The 16,257-nt window shown below is 66.8% G+C and carries 13 protein-coding genes and 4 tRNA genes; 5 read left to right on the top strand and 12 right to left on the bottom strand.

Annotated features, from left to right (window positions below; genetic code table 11):
- Positions 1 to 307 precede the first annotated feature (307 nt).
- The 7 genes from LLH23_09610 to LLH23_09580 all read right to left on the bottom strand — a co-directional run bounded on the left by LLH23_09610 (position 308) and on the right by LLH23_09580 (position 7,390).
- A complete protein-coding gene (locus tag LLH23_09610; protein ID MCE5238732.1) occupies positions 308 to 1,636 on the bottom strand; it encodes a hypothetical protein in 1,329 nt (442 codons plus the stop codon).
- A gap of 82 nt (positions 1,637 to 1,718) precedes the next feature.
- The gene (locus tag LLH23_09605) at positions 1,719 to 2,717 is read right to left on the bottom strand and encodes a uroporphyrinogen decarboxylase family protein (GenBank protein MCE5238731.1); all 999 of its coding nucleotides are present in this window, start codon (positions 2,715 to 2,717) and stop codon (positions 1,719 to 1,721) included.
- A gap of 118 nt (positions 2,718 to 2,835) precedes the next feature.
- Entirely contained in the window at positions 2,836 to 3,813 is a 978-nt protein-coding gene (locus LLH23_09600; GenBank protein MCE5238730.1) for an acetylxylan esterase, read from the bottom strand.
- The gene (locus tag LLH23_09595) at positions 3,804 to 4,322 is read right to left on the bottom strand and encodes a hypothetical protein (GenBank protein ID MCE5238729.1); all 519 of its coding nucleotides are present in this window, start codon (positions 4,320 to 4,322) and stop codon (positions 3,804 to 3,806) included. Before LLH23_09595 ends, LLH23_09600 begins: the two co-directional genes overlap by 10 nt.
- A 2-nt stretch (positions 4,323 to 4,324) precedes the next feature.
- Positions 4,325 to 5,092, bottom strand: coding sequence for a class I SAM-dependent methyltransferase (locus LLH23_09590; protein MCE5238728.1), 768 nt, complete (start codon positions 5,090 to 5,092; stop codon positions 4,325 to 4,327).
- Positions 5,093 to 5,200: 108 nt separating this feature from the next.
- Positions 5,201 to 6,187, bottom strand: coding sequence for a pentapeptide repeat-containing protein (locus tag LLH23_09585; protein MCE5238727.1), 987 nt, complete (start codon positions 6,185 to 6,187; stop codon positions 5,201 to 5,203).
- A 198-nt stretch (positions 6,188 to 6,385) separates the two neighbouring features.
- The gene (locus LLH23_09580; protein ID MCE5238726.1) at positions 6,386 to 7,390 is read right to left on the bottom strand and encodes a uroporphyrinogen decarboxylase family protein; all 1,005 of its coding nucleotides are present in this window, start codon (positions 7,388 to 7,390) and stop codon (positions 6,386 to 6,388) included.
- Positions 7,391 to 7,642: 252 nt separating this feature from the next.
- Between LLH23_09580 and LLH23_09575 the strand changes: the two genes are divergently transcribed.
- Positions 7,643 to 8,485, top strand: a complete 843-nt coding sequence (locus LLH23_09575) for a hypothetical protein (protein MCE5238725.1) — start codon at positions 7,643 to 7,645, stop codon at positions 8,483 to 8,485.
- 245 nt (positions 8,486 to 8,730) lie between these two features.
- On the opposite strand, the gene LLH23_09570 is transcribed toward LLH23_09575, so the two are convergent.
- The 4 genes from LLH23_09570 to LLH23_09555 form a co-directional block, all read right to left on the bottom strand.
- Positions 8,731 to 8,806, bottom strand: a tRNA-Phe gene (locus LLH23_09570).
- Between the two features lie 27 nt (positions 8,807 to 8,833).
- A tRNA-Val gene (locus tag LLH23_09565) sits at positions 8,834 to 8,909 on the bottom strand.
- 14 nt (positions 8,910 to 8,923) lie between these two features.
- Positions 8,924 to 8,998 (bottom strand) — tRNA-Glu (locus LLH23_09560).
- 17 nt (positions 8,999 to 9,015) lie between these two features.
- A tRNA-Lys gene (locus LLH23_09555) sits at positions 9,016 to 9,091 on the bottom strand.
- Between the two features lie 376 nt (positions 9,092 to 9,467).
- Between LLH23_09555 and LLH23_09550 the strand changes: the two genes are divergently transcribed.
- Both LLH23_09550 and LLH23_09545 read left to right on the top strand, forming a co-directional pair.
- Positions 9,468 to 9,617, top strand: coding sequence for a hypothetical protein (locus LLH23_09550; protein MCE5238724.1), 150 nt, complete (start codon positions 9,468 to 9,470; stop codon positions 9,615 to 9,617).
- A gap of 83 nt (positions 9,618 to 9,700) precedes the next feature.
- Positions 9,701 to 11,260 (top strand): hypothetical protein, encoded by a 1,560-nt coding sequence (locus LLH23_09545; protein MCE5238723.1) that lies wholly within the window; start codon positions 9,701 to 9,703, stop codon positions 11,258 to 11,260.
- A gap of 85 nt (positions 11,261 to 11,345) precedes the next feature.
- On the opposite strand, the gene LLH23_09540 is transcribed toward LLH23_09545, so the two are convergent.
- A complete protein-coding gene (locus LLH23_09540; protein ID MCE5238722.1) occupies positions 11,346 to 12,443 on the bottom strand; it encodes a hypothetical protein in 1,098 nt (365 codons plus the stop codon).
- A gap of 98 nt (positions 12,444 to 12,541) precedes the next feature.
- On the opposite strand from LLH23_09540, the gene LLH23_09535 reads away from it, so the two are divergent.
- On the top strand, positions 12,542 to 13,270 hold the full coding sequence (locus LLH23_09535) for a DUF1559 domain-containing protein (protein MCE5238721.1): 729 nt from the start codon (positions 12,542 to 12,544) through the stop codon (positions 13,268 to 13,270).
- 140 nt (positions 13,271 to 13,410) lie between these two features.
- A complete protein-coding gene (locus tag LLH23_09530; GenBank protein ID MCE5238720.1) occupies positions 13,411 to 16,038 on the top strand; it encodes a hypothetical protein in 2,628 nt (875 codons plus the stop codon).
- Positions 16,039 to 16,257: the final 219 nt, after the last annotated feature.

The raw sequence follows: 16,257 nt of genomic DNA, 5'->3' as shown, positions 1-16,257 counted from the left end.
AGTGTCCGGCTGAGGGGCGGCCCTGCGGGCCGCCAATCGTCCTGCGGACGAACGGCCCGCCCCCCCACTGACCGGAGCCGACACATCTGCCGGTCGCATCCGTAGTCCGCGAGGGCCGTGCGGTAGCGTCCGCAGGACGCTCGGCGGTGCAGAGCACCACCCCACAGCCGGGCGTCTCAACGCCCGGGACCCCGGCCGCCCCTTCCTCATCCAACGGTCGTCGTCGCCGTCTGCGTCCGCCGGACGCTCGGCCGCCAGGCCCCCTACCCATTCACCGCCTCAATCAGCGCCATCGCGTTCCCCTCCCTCAGTTCCGCGGGCGGACCGTCACCTTCACATCATCGAACCAGACCTTGCCGCTCCCGCGCAGCACGAGGAAAATGGTCAGTCGGCCGTGCGCCAGGTCCGGCACTTCCTTGGGGTGGAGGGTGACGCGGTGCTCCGTCCAGTCAGTCGTGCCGGCGATGACCGAGGTGCTGTCGCCACTCGCCGGCCCGGATGGCGTGTAGGCGCTCATCACGAGATATGCCTTGTTGGCGGCCTCGGTCTTGATCCACACCGAGGCGTCGTAGTCGCAACCAGCCCGCAGGGGCAGTATGCGGTGCCAGTTCAGGTACGTCTTCTCGTCCGGGCCGCCGTCGTTGCTGATGGCAACCGAGCACTCGCCGCCGTGCGCGACGCCATGGTCCCAGGTGAAGGCGACTTTCTCTCCGAAGACCGCGCGTGTGTCGGCGCCCAGCGGCCAGAGGTTCGGGTTCGCCGGGCACCACCCGTACGGCAAGTCGCCCACGCCCTCCTCAAAGCCGCCGTTGTAGGACAAGTCGGTGGCCGCGGGCTCCTGCGCGCCGATGAACTCGATCGGCTCGAACGAGATGTCATCCACCCACACCGCGCCGCTGGACTGCTGCATGATGATCATCAGGTCCGCCTGCTCGGAGGGGTCGCAGATCCAGTACTCCGTCTCCAGCGTGGACCACTTGTCGGGCGAGAGCCCGGCGACCACTGAATGCGGCGGGCACGGATGCTCGGCCCCGCCCTTGTAGTCCCGGGCCGTCATCCGCACGACCAGCCGCGGCTGCCCCTCGGTGCGGTATTGCATGCGGAAGCGGTAGTGCCGCGTCTCCGCCAGCCGCACGTTGGGCCAAGTGTGGACGCCCTGCGGCCGGTCGCCGATCTGCCCGCTGATCTTGAGGGCCTTCTGCCCGCCGGCGACGGGGTCGGTCACGATCTCGCACTTCCCGCCGCCGTCCAGCGCGACCCAGTCGGCCAGGTCCGCCTCGAACCCCCCGTTGGCCACGCGGTTCTCGCCCGGCGCATGGGTCGCGGCCGCCCCCGTCAGTTGCCCCTTGAGCAACACGTAGCCGTCATTGGTCTTCTCGTACCTGCAGCCGAGCTGGCGGCAGATCTCTTCGAGTACGGCCGTGAGCGTGACATGCTCCAGGTTCAGCGTCACCTTGCCGGTGACGGTGTCCTGGGCGCTCAGCTTCACCCCCGCCTGCAGCGACAGCGCCTGCAGCGCCGCCAGCACCGGCGTGTCCGCCATCCTCACCGACAGGTCCTGGGCCTGAGCAACCCCCGCGCACACCGCGACCACGAACGCCAGACAGAGCACCAACCGAACCAGATAGCGCAACATCGGGGTGACACCTCTTCGTGGACAGAGTTTGCCGCAATGTAGCCTGACGTCTGCCTCCTGTGCAGTGGTCCGTCCCATCCGCCTACCCGTTCACCGTCTCGATCAGCGCCATCACGTTTCCCGGCCGTGCATCCCCGGGGATCTGGTGGGCCGGCGAGATGACATAGCCACCATCCCGCCCCACCTCGTGGATCAGCCGTCGCGCTTCCGCCCGCACTTGCTCCGGCGTGCCGAACGGCAGCAGCCGTTGCGTGCTCACCCCGCCCCAGAAGCTCAGCCGGTCGCCGAACTGCTGCTTCATCTCGAACGGGTCCATGACTTCGGGCTGGAAGGGGTTGAACAGGTCGAGCCCCATCTCGATCAGCCGCGGGAACAGCTCCTGCACCTTGCCGCAGCAGTGGATCGAGACGAACTTGCCGCCCTGCTTGGCCGCGTCGAACATCCGCTGCACGCGCGGCTGGAGAAACCGCTCCCACAGTCGCGGGCCCATCATCACTCCGCGCTGGTCGCCCCAGTCGTCGGGGAAGTGCACCGCGTCAATCGGGAAGCGCACTGCCTGCATGATCAGTGCCAGGTTGTACTCGCAGATGGCGTCGAGCAGCTCATCCACGAACGCCGGCGCTTCCAGCATGTCGAGCATGAGGTCTTCCATGCCCCTTAGTGACCACGCCCGCTCGAACAGCGTGAAGGCGATGCTCAGGCGGATGAACTTGCCCTCCCCGGCGGCGATCTGCTCAGTCATCGTGGCGAACTTGTCGGGCGCCCACGGGTCGGGCGGCGTGAAGCCCGACAGGTCGCGCTCGGGCAGCACCCGGTTGCATACGTTGCCGATGTCCGGGTCCAGCGACCGGTCCCAGTGCACGCCCCACTCGTCCTGATACACGGTGTTCGACAGCCACTGCGCCCGCGGCCCCAGCTTGGCCGTCACCTTGTGGATGGCGTTGTCAATGAGCGGCCGGTAGCTGTCGCCATACGCGGCGTCCATGGCCGCCCGCGCCTTCTGGGTGAAGTCAATGACATACGGACACCGGTCGGGCTGCCGGTGGTTCAGGGACGCAATGACGCGCTCGCGGTTGGTCATGGGTCTCTTCCCGTCTGGTACGCCCGACACTCCTGTCGGGCGACTTCGCGTGCGCTCGACAAGAGTGTCGGGCGACCCGGTGTGCGCCCGACAGGAGTGTCGGGCGTACCAGAACGTCCTACCATTGCGAAATGAACTGGAACGCCTTGTCGTGGAACCCCGGCAGACCCTCATGGCCGAAGTCCGGGTAGACCACGGTGGACTTCTTCGACGTGATCTTGTTGTACGCCGCGAACTGCGTCGAGGGTGGGCAGATGGTGTCCATCAGCCCGACCGCCATCAGCACCTCGGCCTGGATGCGCGGGGTCAGGTGCTGGCAGTCGATGTAACCCAGCCTGGTGAAGACCTCGTCCTCGCGCTCGTGGCGTGGGTCGAACTGCTTGAAGTAGGTCTTCAACTCCTCGTACGCCCCGACCGCCAGGTCCATCTCCCACACCCGCCGGTAGTCGCACAGGAAGGGGAAGATCGGCACGGCCTTGGCGATGCGTGGCTCGAGCGAGGCGCAGGCCAGGGTCAGCCCGCCGCCCTGCGACCCGCCCATGGCCGCCACGCGCGTGGCGTCCACTTCGGGGAAGTCCATCACCAGGCCCGCCAGTTGCGCGGTGTCGAGGTACACATGCCGGAACAGCAGGTTGTCGGGCACGTCGTCCAGCCCGCGGATGATGTGGCCGCGATAGGTGTTGCCCTTCACGCCGCCGGTGTCTTCGGAGGCCCCGCCCTGCCCCCGGCAGTCCAGCGCCGCGATGGAGTAGCCCATCGCCACGAAGCTGAGCTTGTCATGCCAGTCGCCGGCACTGCCGGAGTAGCCGTGGAACTGCACGACGGCCGGGTGCTTGTGGGAGGGGTCACCGACCCCGACGCCGGTCGCCGGTCGCAGGTACTTGGCATGGATCCGCGCCCCGCGCACGCCGGTGAAGGTCAGGTCGAAGCACTCGGCGCCCGGCACCTGGAAGGGCGCGGGCACCAGCTCGACCTGCGGGTCCACGGCGCGCATCTCAGTCAGCGCGCGCTCCCAGTATTCATCATGATCAGCAGGCCGGGGGTTCAACCCCTGGTACGTATGCAGTCGCTCCAGCGGCATGTCAATCAGCGGCATCGGTTGCTCTCCTCTGTGTCGTTGTCGTCGCTGTCGTTTGTCGTTCGGAGGGGCCGGATATCATCCGGCCCTCCGCTCGGCCCGTCGGCTGGCTGGCCGTCCGCAAAGAACCTCTCGACGATCAGCCCCTCCGCCTCCTCGGCCTCGCCCAGCACCCACCACCACAGCTTGCGCCGCAGGGGGCAGTGGACGACGGCCACTTCGCCCCGGGTCTCGGCCTGGATCGCCATGACCCGCCGCCCGTCGTGGGCGATCTCGACCGCGAGGGCCACGGCGCAGGTCTCCGGCTTCGCGGCCCACCGCCGCAGTTCCTGCTCCGTCATCGCCAGCAGTGCCTCGTCGGTTGCCTGCGGATGGTCCTCTTTGGGGAAGGTGAAGTCCACCAGGGGGTCGTCCGGATTGACGAAATACACCCCGCCCGGCACCACCCGCCCAAACCGCCGCAGAATGAACCCGGCGCCATGGCGGGTGGTGTAGATGAGGTCATTGAGCAGTTCGGAGTAGGGCATGGTCAGAGTGGTTTGGTCCCGATGGCGATCAAGCGCGTGGCGCTCTGGTCATAGGGCGTGCCGGCGAGCGTCCCATAGCACACCACCTCGCCGCACCCGCAGTCGGTCAGCAGTGTCTTGAGTTCCACCGCTGAGTACAGGCGGTGGTCCACATCGAACTCAACGCGCTCATCGCCCACCAGGTAGACCTCGCGGTTGTGGATCCACGACCAGTCGCGCTCGATGACGCTGTCGGTCAGGAACAGGATGCCCTCGGCCTCCTGCCAACGCTTGACGGGCAGGTTGCTGGCCAGCCGTGCTGCCAACACTTCCTTGCCCATCATCTCGATGAGCAGCTTCCCGCCGGGCCGCAGTGACGCGCACAGGTTCTCGATCACGCGCCGGTCGTCGGCCGGGTCCTCGAAGTACCCGAAGGAGGTGAACATGCTCAGGGCGATGTCGAAGCTGTCTTCGCGACGGAACTCGCGCATGTCCTGCTGCACGAACTCGATCGCCAGCCCCTCGGCCGCCGCCCGTTCACGCGCCTCGTTCAGGTACGGGACGGTGCGGTCTACACCCGTGACGCGACAGCCTCGGCGGGCCAACTCCAGGCTATGCCGCCCCGGCCCGCAGCACAGATCGAGAATGTCCGTGGCCTCGGGCAGATCGAGCAGAGCGAGCACCGCGTCAATCTCCTGCGGTGTGCGCTCCCACCGTTCCCCGGCGAACATGAACTTGGCGCGCAGTTCCCAGAAGCGATCCTGGTCATGCCACGGCCGGTCGGTCGTCATGGCTGCCTCCTGTACGGATGGTTTCAGCCATATAGCCTCACGCAAGGCGCCGCTAGAACGCCGCCATGCGCGGGAGCCCCGCCGCAGGCCCCGGAGGGGCGGCTCGAGCTACGCCCTCCCATACTTCCGCGCGAGGCAGACCAGGAAGAGGGCAAGCAGGATGGCACCCGTGGCCGCCTCCGCGGCCGACAGCACTCGCCCCCAGCCGTTCGCCGCGTGGTAGTCGCCGTACCCCAACGTGGTGAAGGTCACCGTGCTGTAGTACAACGCGCGCGACACAAACTGACTGATCGCGGCCCAACTCGGCCACTCCAGTCCCGGCCCGAGCACCGCGTTCCCGCCGCTATCCACGATCCCCGCCCACCCGTGGAACCAAGCGCACAGCAGGATGATGCCGACGGCGATGCCGACCACCTTGCCGGGGCTCTCGAAGTAGTCACACAACACGCGCATGAGCCAGAAGGCGACCCGGCGCAGGCCGGTGGACTGCTTGCGCTTGCACTCCATTTCGCGGATGAAGAACTGGCCTGCCAGGTCGTACTGCCCATGATGCTCGTAGTTCTGCTTGATCTGGCGGTAGGTGCGCTCGCAGGCCCTCAGAGTGCCGGACCACTGCGCGGAGTCCACAGGATCCCGCGGGGGTCTCGCTGGGAGCTCGTCCTCATCGGGGACAACGTAGAGCCTCGACCATGTGACTCCGTCGAGGTCAGCCTCCGAGCTGAAGCCTGCGCCGCCAAGAGCGGCTCCAACAAGAACCGCCGACTGCAGGTCGGCCTTGCCGCCGAATGCAGCGCATCGTAGGTCGGCCCCCGTGGCGTCTGCAGATGACAGGTTCGCTTCGTCAAGTCTGGCGCCGACCATGCCGGCGTCGACAAGGCGGGCCATGAGGAGGTTCGCGCGCTCCATCTGCGCGAAGGCCAGGGTGGCGTGCTCAAAGTCAGCGTGCACAAGGATGGCGAACCGGAAGTCAGCCTGGGGCATCAGTGCCCCGCGCAGTGCAGCAGTAGTCAGGTCGCACTCGGCGAGTTGCGCTTCACCAAGATAGGCGCCCTCCGTGACGGCAGTCTGGATCGCCCCCAGGCCTCCGCTATCCATCGCGGCGTCCCCACGGTGCGCGGGGCAACGTGTGCCTGGGGTCGGGAGACCGCACTTCCGCCCTTGTACCTCCAGACCGTCGTAGACCCACCCGGCACCAAAGACAAACTGGCACCTCTGTCCTGCATACCCTTCTGGCACGTCATTCACATAGTCCGGCTGCTCTCCCGGCATCTCGCCATCCCCCTTTCGCCTCATCTATTCATTCACCGTCTCAATCAGCGCCATCATGTTCTCGGGCTTGGCGTCTCCCGGTATCCCGTGCGCCGGGGCCAGGATCAGGCCGCCGTCCTGGCCGACCTCCCGCATCATCCGCTTGGCCTCCGCCCGCACCTCGTCCGGCGTGCCGTAGGGGAGCAGCTTCTGGGTGCTGATGCCGCCCCAGAAGCTCAGCCGGTCGCCGTACAGGCGCTTCATCTCGTACGGGTCCATGACCTCGGGCTGGAAGGGGTTGAAGCAGTCCAGGCCGATCTCGATGAGCTGGGGGAACAGCTCCTGCACCATGCCGCATGAGTGGATCGTGACGAACTTGCCGGCCGCCTTGCCCGCCCCGTACATGCGCGCCAGGCGCGGCTTGAGGAACCGCTCCCACAGGCGCGGGCCCATGAGCAGGCCGCGCTGGCTGCCCCAGTCGTCCCCGAAGTGGATGGCGTCAATGTCGTACGTGACCGCCTGTTCCACCAGTGCGACATTGTACTCGCAGATGGCGTCGAGCAGCTCATCCACGAAGTCGGGGGCCTCGATCATGTCCATGAACAGGTTCTCCATCCCGCGCATGGTCCAGGCGCGCTCGAACAGCGAGAAGCCGATGCCGAACTGCACGAGGCGCCCCGCGGCGCGCCCGGCGGCGATGGCCTCCGCCATGCCCGCGAACTTGTCCGGCGCGGTGGGGTCGGGCAGGTCCAGGCCGTCCAGGTTGCGTTCGGGGATGACGCGGTTGCACACATTGCCGATGTCCCGGTCAATGCTGCGGTCCCACTGCACGCCGAACTCGTCCTGCCAGAGCGTGTCCGACAGCCACATGTCCCGGGGGCCCGGGTGGGCGGCGACGCCGTGGACGGCGTTGTCAATCAGCGGCCAGAAGCTGTCGCCATAGCGGGCTGTCATGGCCGCGGTGGCCTTCTGGGTGAAGCCGATCACGTAAGGGGTGCGGTCGGGTTGCTGGTGGCGGAAGGAGGCGATGACGCGTTCGCGGTTGGTCATGGGGAAGGCTCTCCCTTGCGCGTCGGGATGGGCAGCCGCGGAGGGAGCCCCTCGGCGCGCAGGCGGAGCCCTCCGTGTTGGAGGGCGCTTCGCCGCGGGGCGGGCCGTTACCTGCGGCGCAGGGCCGCTGGTGAGGGTCGTTCGGGTGTCCCCGGACGCCGCTCGCGCCTCTTGACATGGGTTGTGCGGATGCCTATGATACGTAACAATGTATGAGGTCGTTGCACCTACACCGAGGAGGCAGATGCCGACGTGCTGCTAGGCCCCTCTCGTGCCATCGGTCTGGCCATTGTCATGGCAGTCGGTCTGACCGCTGTGGCTCACGGTGACACCATCAACCAGTATGGGGGACCCCTCGGCGCGTGGCCCACGATCTGGCTGCCGCTCAACGGTCTCAATGACCCCGACGACGGTCAGGCCGAGCAGTTGGACTTCGTGGGCGATGCCACCAACCCCGGCGGCTACTGGGCCTTCGACCAGACCTACGTGTACTTCCGCATGAGGGTGGATACGGGCACTGTCATCTCCGGTACCTATCACGACACGCTGATGGTACTGATAGACGTCGCCGGCGAGGGCGTGACGGGCCGCCCGGACTACGCTTTCGCGTGGGACACCAAGTCCGCTGACCTGAATCAGCACGGCCTGGAGATGCAGCGGCTCAACACCACGAACCTCCAGTGGTCGGGCACCAAGATGGAGGACCTCGACGGTCAGGTAGGCCTGAAGATCTCCCCCCCTGACTTCAGTCTCACCGGCGGGGACGGCTACCTGCGCACGGTGGACGGTCAGTTGACCACCAACTTCGGCACGACCACCTACGTGGACTGGGCGATCTCCTGGTCCTATCTGACCGCGAACACTACTCTGGCCATGGGCCAGACCTGGCAGATCCAGTTCGGCAGCATCGCCAACGCTACCGACCACAACTTCATCACGACCGACGTAGCGGGCAACCACAATCCGAGTGACGCGGGCCTCACCTGGGGGGAGACGGCCGCCACGCCCGAACCCGGGTCGCTGTGTCTGGTCGGCCTGGGCCTCGGCTGCCTGGAGGCGCTGCGCCGGCGCCGCGCCCGCAACAACCGCACCTGAGCACCGTCTCCCTGACCTCCGCAACATCTCCCGTTCGCACACGCCTCCCGTGCTCAGCGTGACGCTCCAGCGCCGCGTGACGCCTTCGCGGCAACGCGAGGGGCGACTGCTGCCGGCGAGCATGACGCACGAGAGATGGCCAGGGGCTACGGCGCGGGGGATGGGGGTGCAGTGGTCGCGCAGGACCAGAAGCGAGAACGGCTCTCAGCGCCTTCGCGGGCACATGAGAGCCGAGTCTGCGAGCTTGGTGGCTGGGCCCAGATTTGAACTGGGGACACACGGATTTTCAGTCCGTTGCTCTACCAACTGAGCTACCCAGCCAGCCTTGTGTGGGTGCGACGTGCTATGTGGTGGGCGGAACAGGACTCGAACCTGTGACATCATGCGTGTAAAGCATGCGCTCTACCAGCTGAGCTACCCGCCCGCCGACGAGATTGGTGGTAGCCCCAAGGGGAGTCGAACCCCTACCTCAGCCTTGAAAGGGCCGTATCCTAACCGCTAGACCATGGGGCCATGGCGCCGCTGACGTCTGGTAGGCCGTGTAGGGTTCGAACCTACGACCCTCGGATTAAAAGTCCGATGCTCTACCAACTGAGCTAACGGCCCGTCCCTGCCGGGCGAGGCCAGTCGCCTCGCCGCGAGGGGGGCGCGGGCCGCGCCGCTGCAACCAAAGCGCGCCGCCTGAAGGCACAGGCCGCGCTTGGATGGATATGATACAGCGCCACCGGGGGCCTGTCAACCGTTTTTGGTGAGGACTCCGCGGTCCGCCTGCTAGTCACTGTTGCGAGTGGGGGGTGTGACTCCCTATTGTCGGTGACCATCCTGCTTGACTCGCGTGCGGCTGACGTGCTACGCTGCGCGTAGCACGTCAGCCGCACGCTCGCGCGTTCTCTGTGTGAGTCCTGCTCGGTGTCAGGCAATGTCTCAACGCCCAGGCAACGACGCCTGCGGCCGCTGGTGACAGAAGCGGGAGGGGAGTAGCATGGACGCGAAGTCGATGGAGAAGGTCAGGAACCCAGAGGTGGCGGAGAAGATCCGCATCGCCGCCAAGGAGGCCGCGCGGCGAGCTCAGCAGATAGAGCGGCGTCTGCGCATGAGGCCAGAGGATATGACACGCCGTGTGAGCATCTAGGTACACCCGCCGTTGCGATGCACGAAGCTCACAATGGCCGATCGCTGCAGATCGGCCATTGTGCCATCTGGGGGTAGCGCGTGATGAGCCAGTTCGTCGTATTCCCCTATGAACACCAGTTACTGCAGCAGCAGATCGCAGAGCACGCACAGACGGGTCTGTCTGTCGTGCAGAGGAAGATGCAGGACGACTACCTGCGTGGCTACCTAACGGCCATGGCAGCGAAGTGCTTCATCGTCGAGACGCGCTATGTCGACCGGGACTACCTGGAGGAGCATGCCGCGTACTACGTCAGGTGTTTCCGCCCTTACGAGAGGTTCTGCAGTCGCATCCACTTCTTCGGTGAGGCCTTCTCGCAGGAGCAGATAGATTGCATCGTGGCCGGAGCATCGGGGCAGGGCCTCACTGACCTCCTTCTCAATGCCTACCTGGGCTTCGTTGTCATCAAGCCACTGCCGCAGATGTTCTTTGGTCGTACGTGTCTGAAGACCTACCCGCCTGACGGTGACGGGTCTCGTCGCTACTACCCCGCACTTGTTGGCTACAAGGCCCATGTGGCTGGCATTGAGCTGTCGGTGGAATCGTTGGCCTTCCAGGAACAGGACCATGGCGTAGCGGCCTGTGCCACGAGTGCGCTGTGGAGTGCCTTCCAGGCAACTGGACGGCTCTTCCAACACCCCATCCTCTCCCCGGCCGCGATTACTCAGGCCGCTGTCTCCAGTGGGAGGCTCGGACGTGTGTTCCCATCGGAAGGCCTCAACACTGAGGAGATCTGCCAGGCATGCCGTGCTGTCGGGCTGGATGCGGAGCTGTTCAGCTTCCCGGCCCAACCAGAGGCCGACTTCAAGACCGTCGTGCAGGCCTATCTGTCCGGGGGCCTTCCGGTGGTACTGCTTGTTGAACTGCTGAACCTGCCGCAGGGCCCCGCTCTGCATGCGGTGACTCTGTCTGGTTTCAGCACTGGTGCAAGCCTAGAGGGCTGTTGGCGCGGCAGCCGGGTGAGCAAGGTCTACGCGCATGATGACCAGATTGGGCCCTTCGCCAGGATGGCCGTGACAAGCGCCGAAGTGCAAGCATCGGGTGACACACAACCGACGGAGCACACTGTGCTCACGACCAGTTGGCTAGATGGCAATGGCGAGAGATCTGGGGTCGCTAATGTTGTCGCGGTTCCGCTATATGCCGTGGTTCCCGTGTACCACAAGATCAGGCTGAGCGCGAGACACCTCATCAGGGATGTTGATCGCCTGCACTGTCTCCTTACCGCGCTGGCGCAGGCCATCGAGCTGCCGAGACCGCGTGCCTCCAACTGGGGCATCGAGCTGAGAATGCTCTCCGAGCTGAAGCGGGAATGGCGGCAGGACGCCTCCCTGCCTGCCGCAGAGAAGGCACGCCTCCTTCCTGCCTTCCTCCCTCGATTCACGTGGGTGATCACTGCACGGGACGATGATGACGTGCCTCTGTTTGACATTCTCATCGACGCGACAGACACCTGCGATGGTGCATGCATTGCGGATGTGGTCGTGCGCGATGCGGCATCGTTCGACCTGACTACCCAGATGGCACTCGCTCTGGCAAGCACCCCGGATGCTCCCGTCAGTCGCTTTATCGAGCGCCTATCGGAGTATGCGGCGGAGCGCTAGGTGCACCCGCGTTGTTCCGGGGGGGGCCGCTGTTGGCGAGCGCGCTGCTCGGCGTCCAGTCTGTACGACACAGAGCGAACAGCCGTCACGCCTGCGCCGCAGCCTCGATCATCGCCAGGTAGTTCCGCACGGTCAGCTCGTTCAGCACCGTCGTGTGCGGGGAGGCGGTGGGGCAGATGATGTAGCCCTGCCCGCCCGTCACCTGCAGGTTGTGCCGCACCTGCGCCGCGATGTCCGCCGTCTTCCCCGCGTACAGGTCCCCGATCTGGATGTTGCCCTCCAGGCAGATGCGGGCCCCGATGCGGCGCTTGGCGTCCGCCAGCGTCACATCGCCCAGCGGGGGGGCCTCCAGCGGGTGCAGGCAGTCGGCGCCCAGGGTCGCGAAGTCCTCCAGTACGTCGCCCAGCGGGCCGTGGCAGTGGATGTGCAGCAGGCGCCCCGCCCGGTGGATGGCCGCCGCCAGGTCCTGCTCCGGCTCGACCACGAACGCGCGGAAGTCGCGCGGTGAATGCAGCGGGGGAGTGACGTACTCCTCCCCGTTCATGGCGAAGCACGGCCCGACGCCCTGGCTGACCAGGTACTCGACCAGGTCCAGGCAGCGCCGGTGGAAGAGCCACAGCAGCTCCACCAGTCGCGCGCGCTCGGTGATGCTCCACAGCGCCAGCAGCTCCGAGCCCATCAGATTGTGCAGCATGGAGATGGCATTGTGGATGCCGCACATGACGAGGCCGCGCTCCCCCATGCGCTCGGCCTGCGCGAAGAACCCGGAGCAGTCGGGCCGCGAGGGCTCGTAGGGCACCGAGAGGACCCTGTCCAGGTCGGCGAGGTCCTTGACCATGAACTCCATCTGCATGCCGGGGAGGCCGCGCTTGCTCGACAGCGACATGGTGCGCAGATCGCCGCCGGGCGTGTGGTAGACCGTGAAGTGGGCGATCCAGTCGTCGCGATCTTCCGTCCAGCCCTCGGTCGGCACCGGGGTCGCCGAGTAGAAGGTCCCGGCCGGAGCGCCCCAGCCGTCCACATAGTCCCCGTGTGCGGCCACGGCCTCGATCAGCGGCCCATAGCTGGCGTCGCGGGTGGCGACCCACTGGTCATCCCAGGAGCGCACCCCGCGCACCTGCAGCGGCACACGGTCCACGGGCTGCAGACGCAGGGCGGCCAGGAGGCGTTCACGCGAGGTCATCGGTCTTCTTCCTTCTGTCGGCAGGAATGGGAGCCTACTCGGACGAATTCCTGAAGTTGTGGGGAAAACCCTTGTTGGCAGAGCTTGGAGGCAAGCACATGCGTAGGCGCGGCTTCACACTCATCGAGCTACTGGTCGTCATCGCCATCATCGCGATCCTGGCCGCCATTCTCTTCCCGGTCTTCGCCCGGGCTCGCGAGAAGGCACGCCAGGCGAGCTGCCAGAGCAACCTGAAACAGATCGGCCTGGCGACGCTGCAGTACATGGCCGACTCCGACAACACGCTACCTCTCGTCACAAACACTCCGACAGGACCCCGGGTGACCAACGGACTGGGTGGCGGCTGCTGCTGGAAGTCGTGGTCGCAGAACAAGACCGGCACGCTCCCGATCACGATGCCTGGCCCCGTTGCTACTGGCTATGTCCACTGGCGGCTCAACCCGTACATCAAGAACTGGCAGGTGTGGGTCTGTCCCTCCATGTCCAGTTCGTTTGACCCCAGCACGACCGATGCGACCTCCTATCTGACGGGGCTGTGCATCACCAGCAGCAATGGCGGAGTTGCCCCCGCCCTCGAGGGCGTGGCCGAGTCGGCACTCCGCGTGGCGCCTGTGGAGATCATCATCTGGCAGGACGCCCTGCGCTGGTATGAACCGGGCGGCGCCGCCAACCTGTACCGCAGCACGGGGCAGGCGGGCAGCTACGGATCGCCCCACGGGCTGGGCGGCGACAACATGGTCAACTGCGGCTTCCTCGACGGACACGTCAAGGCCTTGCCCATCATGGCGTGGTGGGGGCAAATCCACGCCAGTCAGCCCTGGCGTTAGCCGGAGCGCGCGCCGCTGTCGCGTCGCTTGCGGAGCGACCGGGCAGCATGATATCGTGGCAGAGCGGCGGGGCGTCCCGGACGGACGCCCTGTCGCGGTTTCGGTTCCAGCCCGTCATGCCTCCAGAGGAGTGATGCCTCGTGCGCTGCGCCCTCCTGGTCTGCCTCTTGCTGGTCGTCTGGCTGGACGCCGGCCTCTGCGCCCCGGCTCGCGCCTTCACCGGCCGCTTCTTCTCCGGCCAGGGCGATACCGCCTACCTCCAACTGCTCGACACCTCCTACCAGATGCTGTACCCGTCGCCCGATCTGCAGAACCTCGGGATGCTCTACAACCCCTCCTGGAGCGGCTTCGTGGAGGGCCCGACCTGGGGCGCCTGGTGGATCCAGAACAGCTATGGCCCCAGCTACTGCGGCCTGCCCTTCTTCGTTGAACCGTACGCGACGTTCCTGGCGAACTCGCAGGACCTGTGGTTCAGCCAGATGGGCGACGGGAAGCGCGTGGGCGGGGGCAAGTGGCAGTGGGTCGCGCCCGATGGCTGCCTGTGCGACGCGGCCGCCCCCGGCTGGATCTACTACAAACAGGGCGACGGTCGCGTGGATACCCACGACTGGGGGATGGAGTTCACCGCCGCCGGGCTGCTGCTGCAGGCCGAGCAGCTTCTCATCAGTCGCGACCCGCAGGCTCTCGCACACTACCTGCCGCTGCTGGAGCGTTGTGCGAACTTCCTCGAGAGCCGCCGCGACCCGGCCAATAGCTGCTTCCTGGCCGGGCCGGCAGGCAATCTACTGGCCCCCAGCTACGCCGGCTACAAGAAGCCGGACGGCACCTATGATAGGGCCTACCTCACAGGCCTCTCGGTGACCACCATCGCCGCCCTGGACCGGCTGATCGAGCTGGAGAAGCTGGCGGGCCGCGCTGACCAGGCGGCCCTGTATGCCGGGCGCCGCGATGCCGCCCGCCAGGGCCTCCGGCACCTGACCACCGACGAGGGCTACTTCATCAAGTACCTCGACTCCGACGGCACGAAGCATGGCGTCTATGGCGCGGACAAGCACGGCTACTTCGAGGCCATCTGCAACCATGACGCCATCGCCTTCAGGGCGGTGGATGACGCGCAGGCCCGGCGCATCTACGACAAGATCGCCAGCATCCCGGGCCTGCGTCCGCACGATGTCATCATCACCAACTGTCCCGGCCTCGACGACCTGTATGTCGAGCCGAAGGGCCTGTGGGAGTTCGGGCGCTGGGTCAACGGCGGCCACTGGACGACGTGCGAGGCGCGGATGGTCCTGGCGTACTACCGGCTGGGCCGGTTCGAGGACGCCCGGCGCTCGCTCCAGCATCTCCTCGGCTTCGCCCGGCAGTTCCGCTTCGACAACAACCTGACGGACTTCGGCAACGCCGTCTACCAGCCCAAGGAGCCCATCAACTGCGTCTATGACTCGTGGGGCGGGCCGCTGGCGATGCTGCGGGGGCTGTTCGAGTACCTCTACCAGTCGGATCGCCTGGTGCTCGCGCCGCACATCCCCCCGGGTATCACGGCGCTCGACCAGCAGTTCCCGGTGCGCTTCGGCGCCAAGCGCCTGTATCTGAGCACCCGCGGCGCCGGGCCTGTCACGGGCGTCTACGTCAACCGCCAGCCCTGGAAGACCTTCGACCGGACCACGGTGACGCTACCATACGAGCGGCTGCCGCAGCGAGCACAGGTCACGATCTGCCTCGGCGGGGCGAAGCCGCAGTTTGCCGCTCTGCCGGCCGAGCAGCCCCTCGCCGTCCCGCCGGCTGATGACGAGCTGTGGGATGTCGGGCGCTGGTGGCAGAACCCGCTGGGCAACAGCCGGCCCCTGCGCCTGGGGGCCGACAGCACGGGCGGCTGCCTGTTCGTGGGTGACATGCGCCGGGTCCGCCTGTGGCAGCGCGCGCTGTCGGAGCAGGAGATCGCCGCGCTGGCGGCTGATGTCCGGGCCGAGGCGGCCGACGGGCTGGTCGTGGACTTCCTCTTCGACCGCGCGACCGGGGACGCGTGCCCCAATCCGCCGAACCCGGACCTGCTGGCCAAGCCGGTGGGCGAGGTGGCCATCGTGGACAGCGAGGGCGGCAAGGTGGCGCGCTTTGCCGGCAAGGGCTTCCTGGAGGTGCCGTGTGACCCGCGCCTGACGCTGACGACGGCGTACACGCTGGAGGCATGGATCAAGCCGGAGGTGCTGCCGGATAGCGGGGCACGGCTGATTGACCGCGTCACCGCCGGCGTGGATGACGGCTATCTGCTGGATACCTGCCCCAAGAGCAGCCTCCGCCTCATCACTGAACGCGGACACGCCGGCTATGGCGCCAACCTGCCGCCGGGCCAGTGGGCCCACGTGGCGGCGACGTTCGACGCCCAGGCCGGCCTGCGGATCGTCCTGAACGGCAAGCTGGTGGCCTCCGCGCCCTGCAGCGGCTCGCCGCGCGGCGCCCAGTATGCCCAGGCGGGGGCTTTCCTGACGCGGATGCGGGCCGCGCAGCTCGGCGAGACGGCCGAGGCCAAGCAAGCCGAGCTGGTGGTGGCGCACCTGCAGGCCCTGCGCGAGCGGCTGCGGCTGGAGCGGGCGGGGAAGCTGCCACCGCTGCCCCCGGCGTCGCAGGTGGCGGCGGACCGCAGCTACATCCAGGCGGCGGACCGGCTGACCGAGGGCCTGCGGCGGGTGCTGAAGGGCTACGAGCAGGCGGAGAACCCACAGCAGAAGCGGATGTGGGAGCTGTGGCAGGAGGCGACGGCAGGGCCGTAGCGGAGAGACCGGAGGGTCGCCGCAGAAACCAACCTGTCTCCTCCAGTCGTTGAATCTACTGACGTCTCAAGACTCACGGGAGTGTGAAGCTGCCTCAACCATGAACCAAGTGAAGACCGTTTTGCTGATGGGGTTGTTGACGGGGCTGTTCGTGCTGGTGGGAGACTGGGCCGGCGGGCAGCAGGGCATGATCATCGCCCTGGGCCTCGCGGTCGCCAT

It is taken from the genome of bacterium (genome assembly GCA_021372615.1).
Taxonomy (GTDB): domain Bacteria; phylum Armatimonadota; class Zipacnadia; order Zipacnadales; family UBA11051; genus JAJFUB01.
The sequence above is the reverse complement of the archived record's forward strand: the minus strand, read 5'-3'. Positions and strand labels throughout refer to the sequence as shown.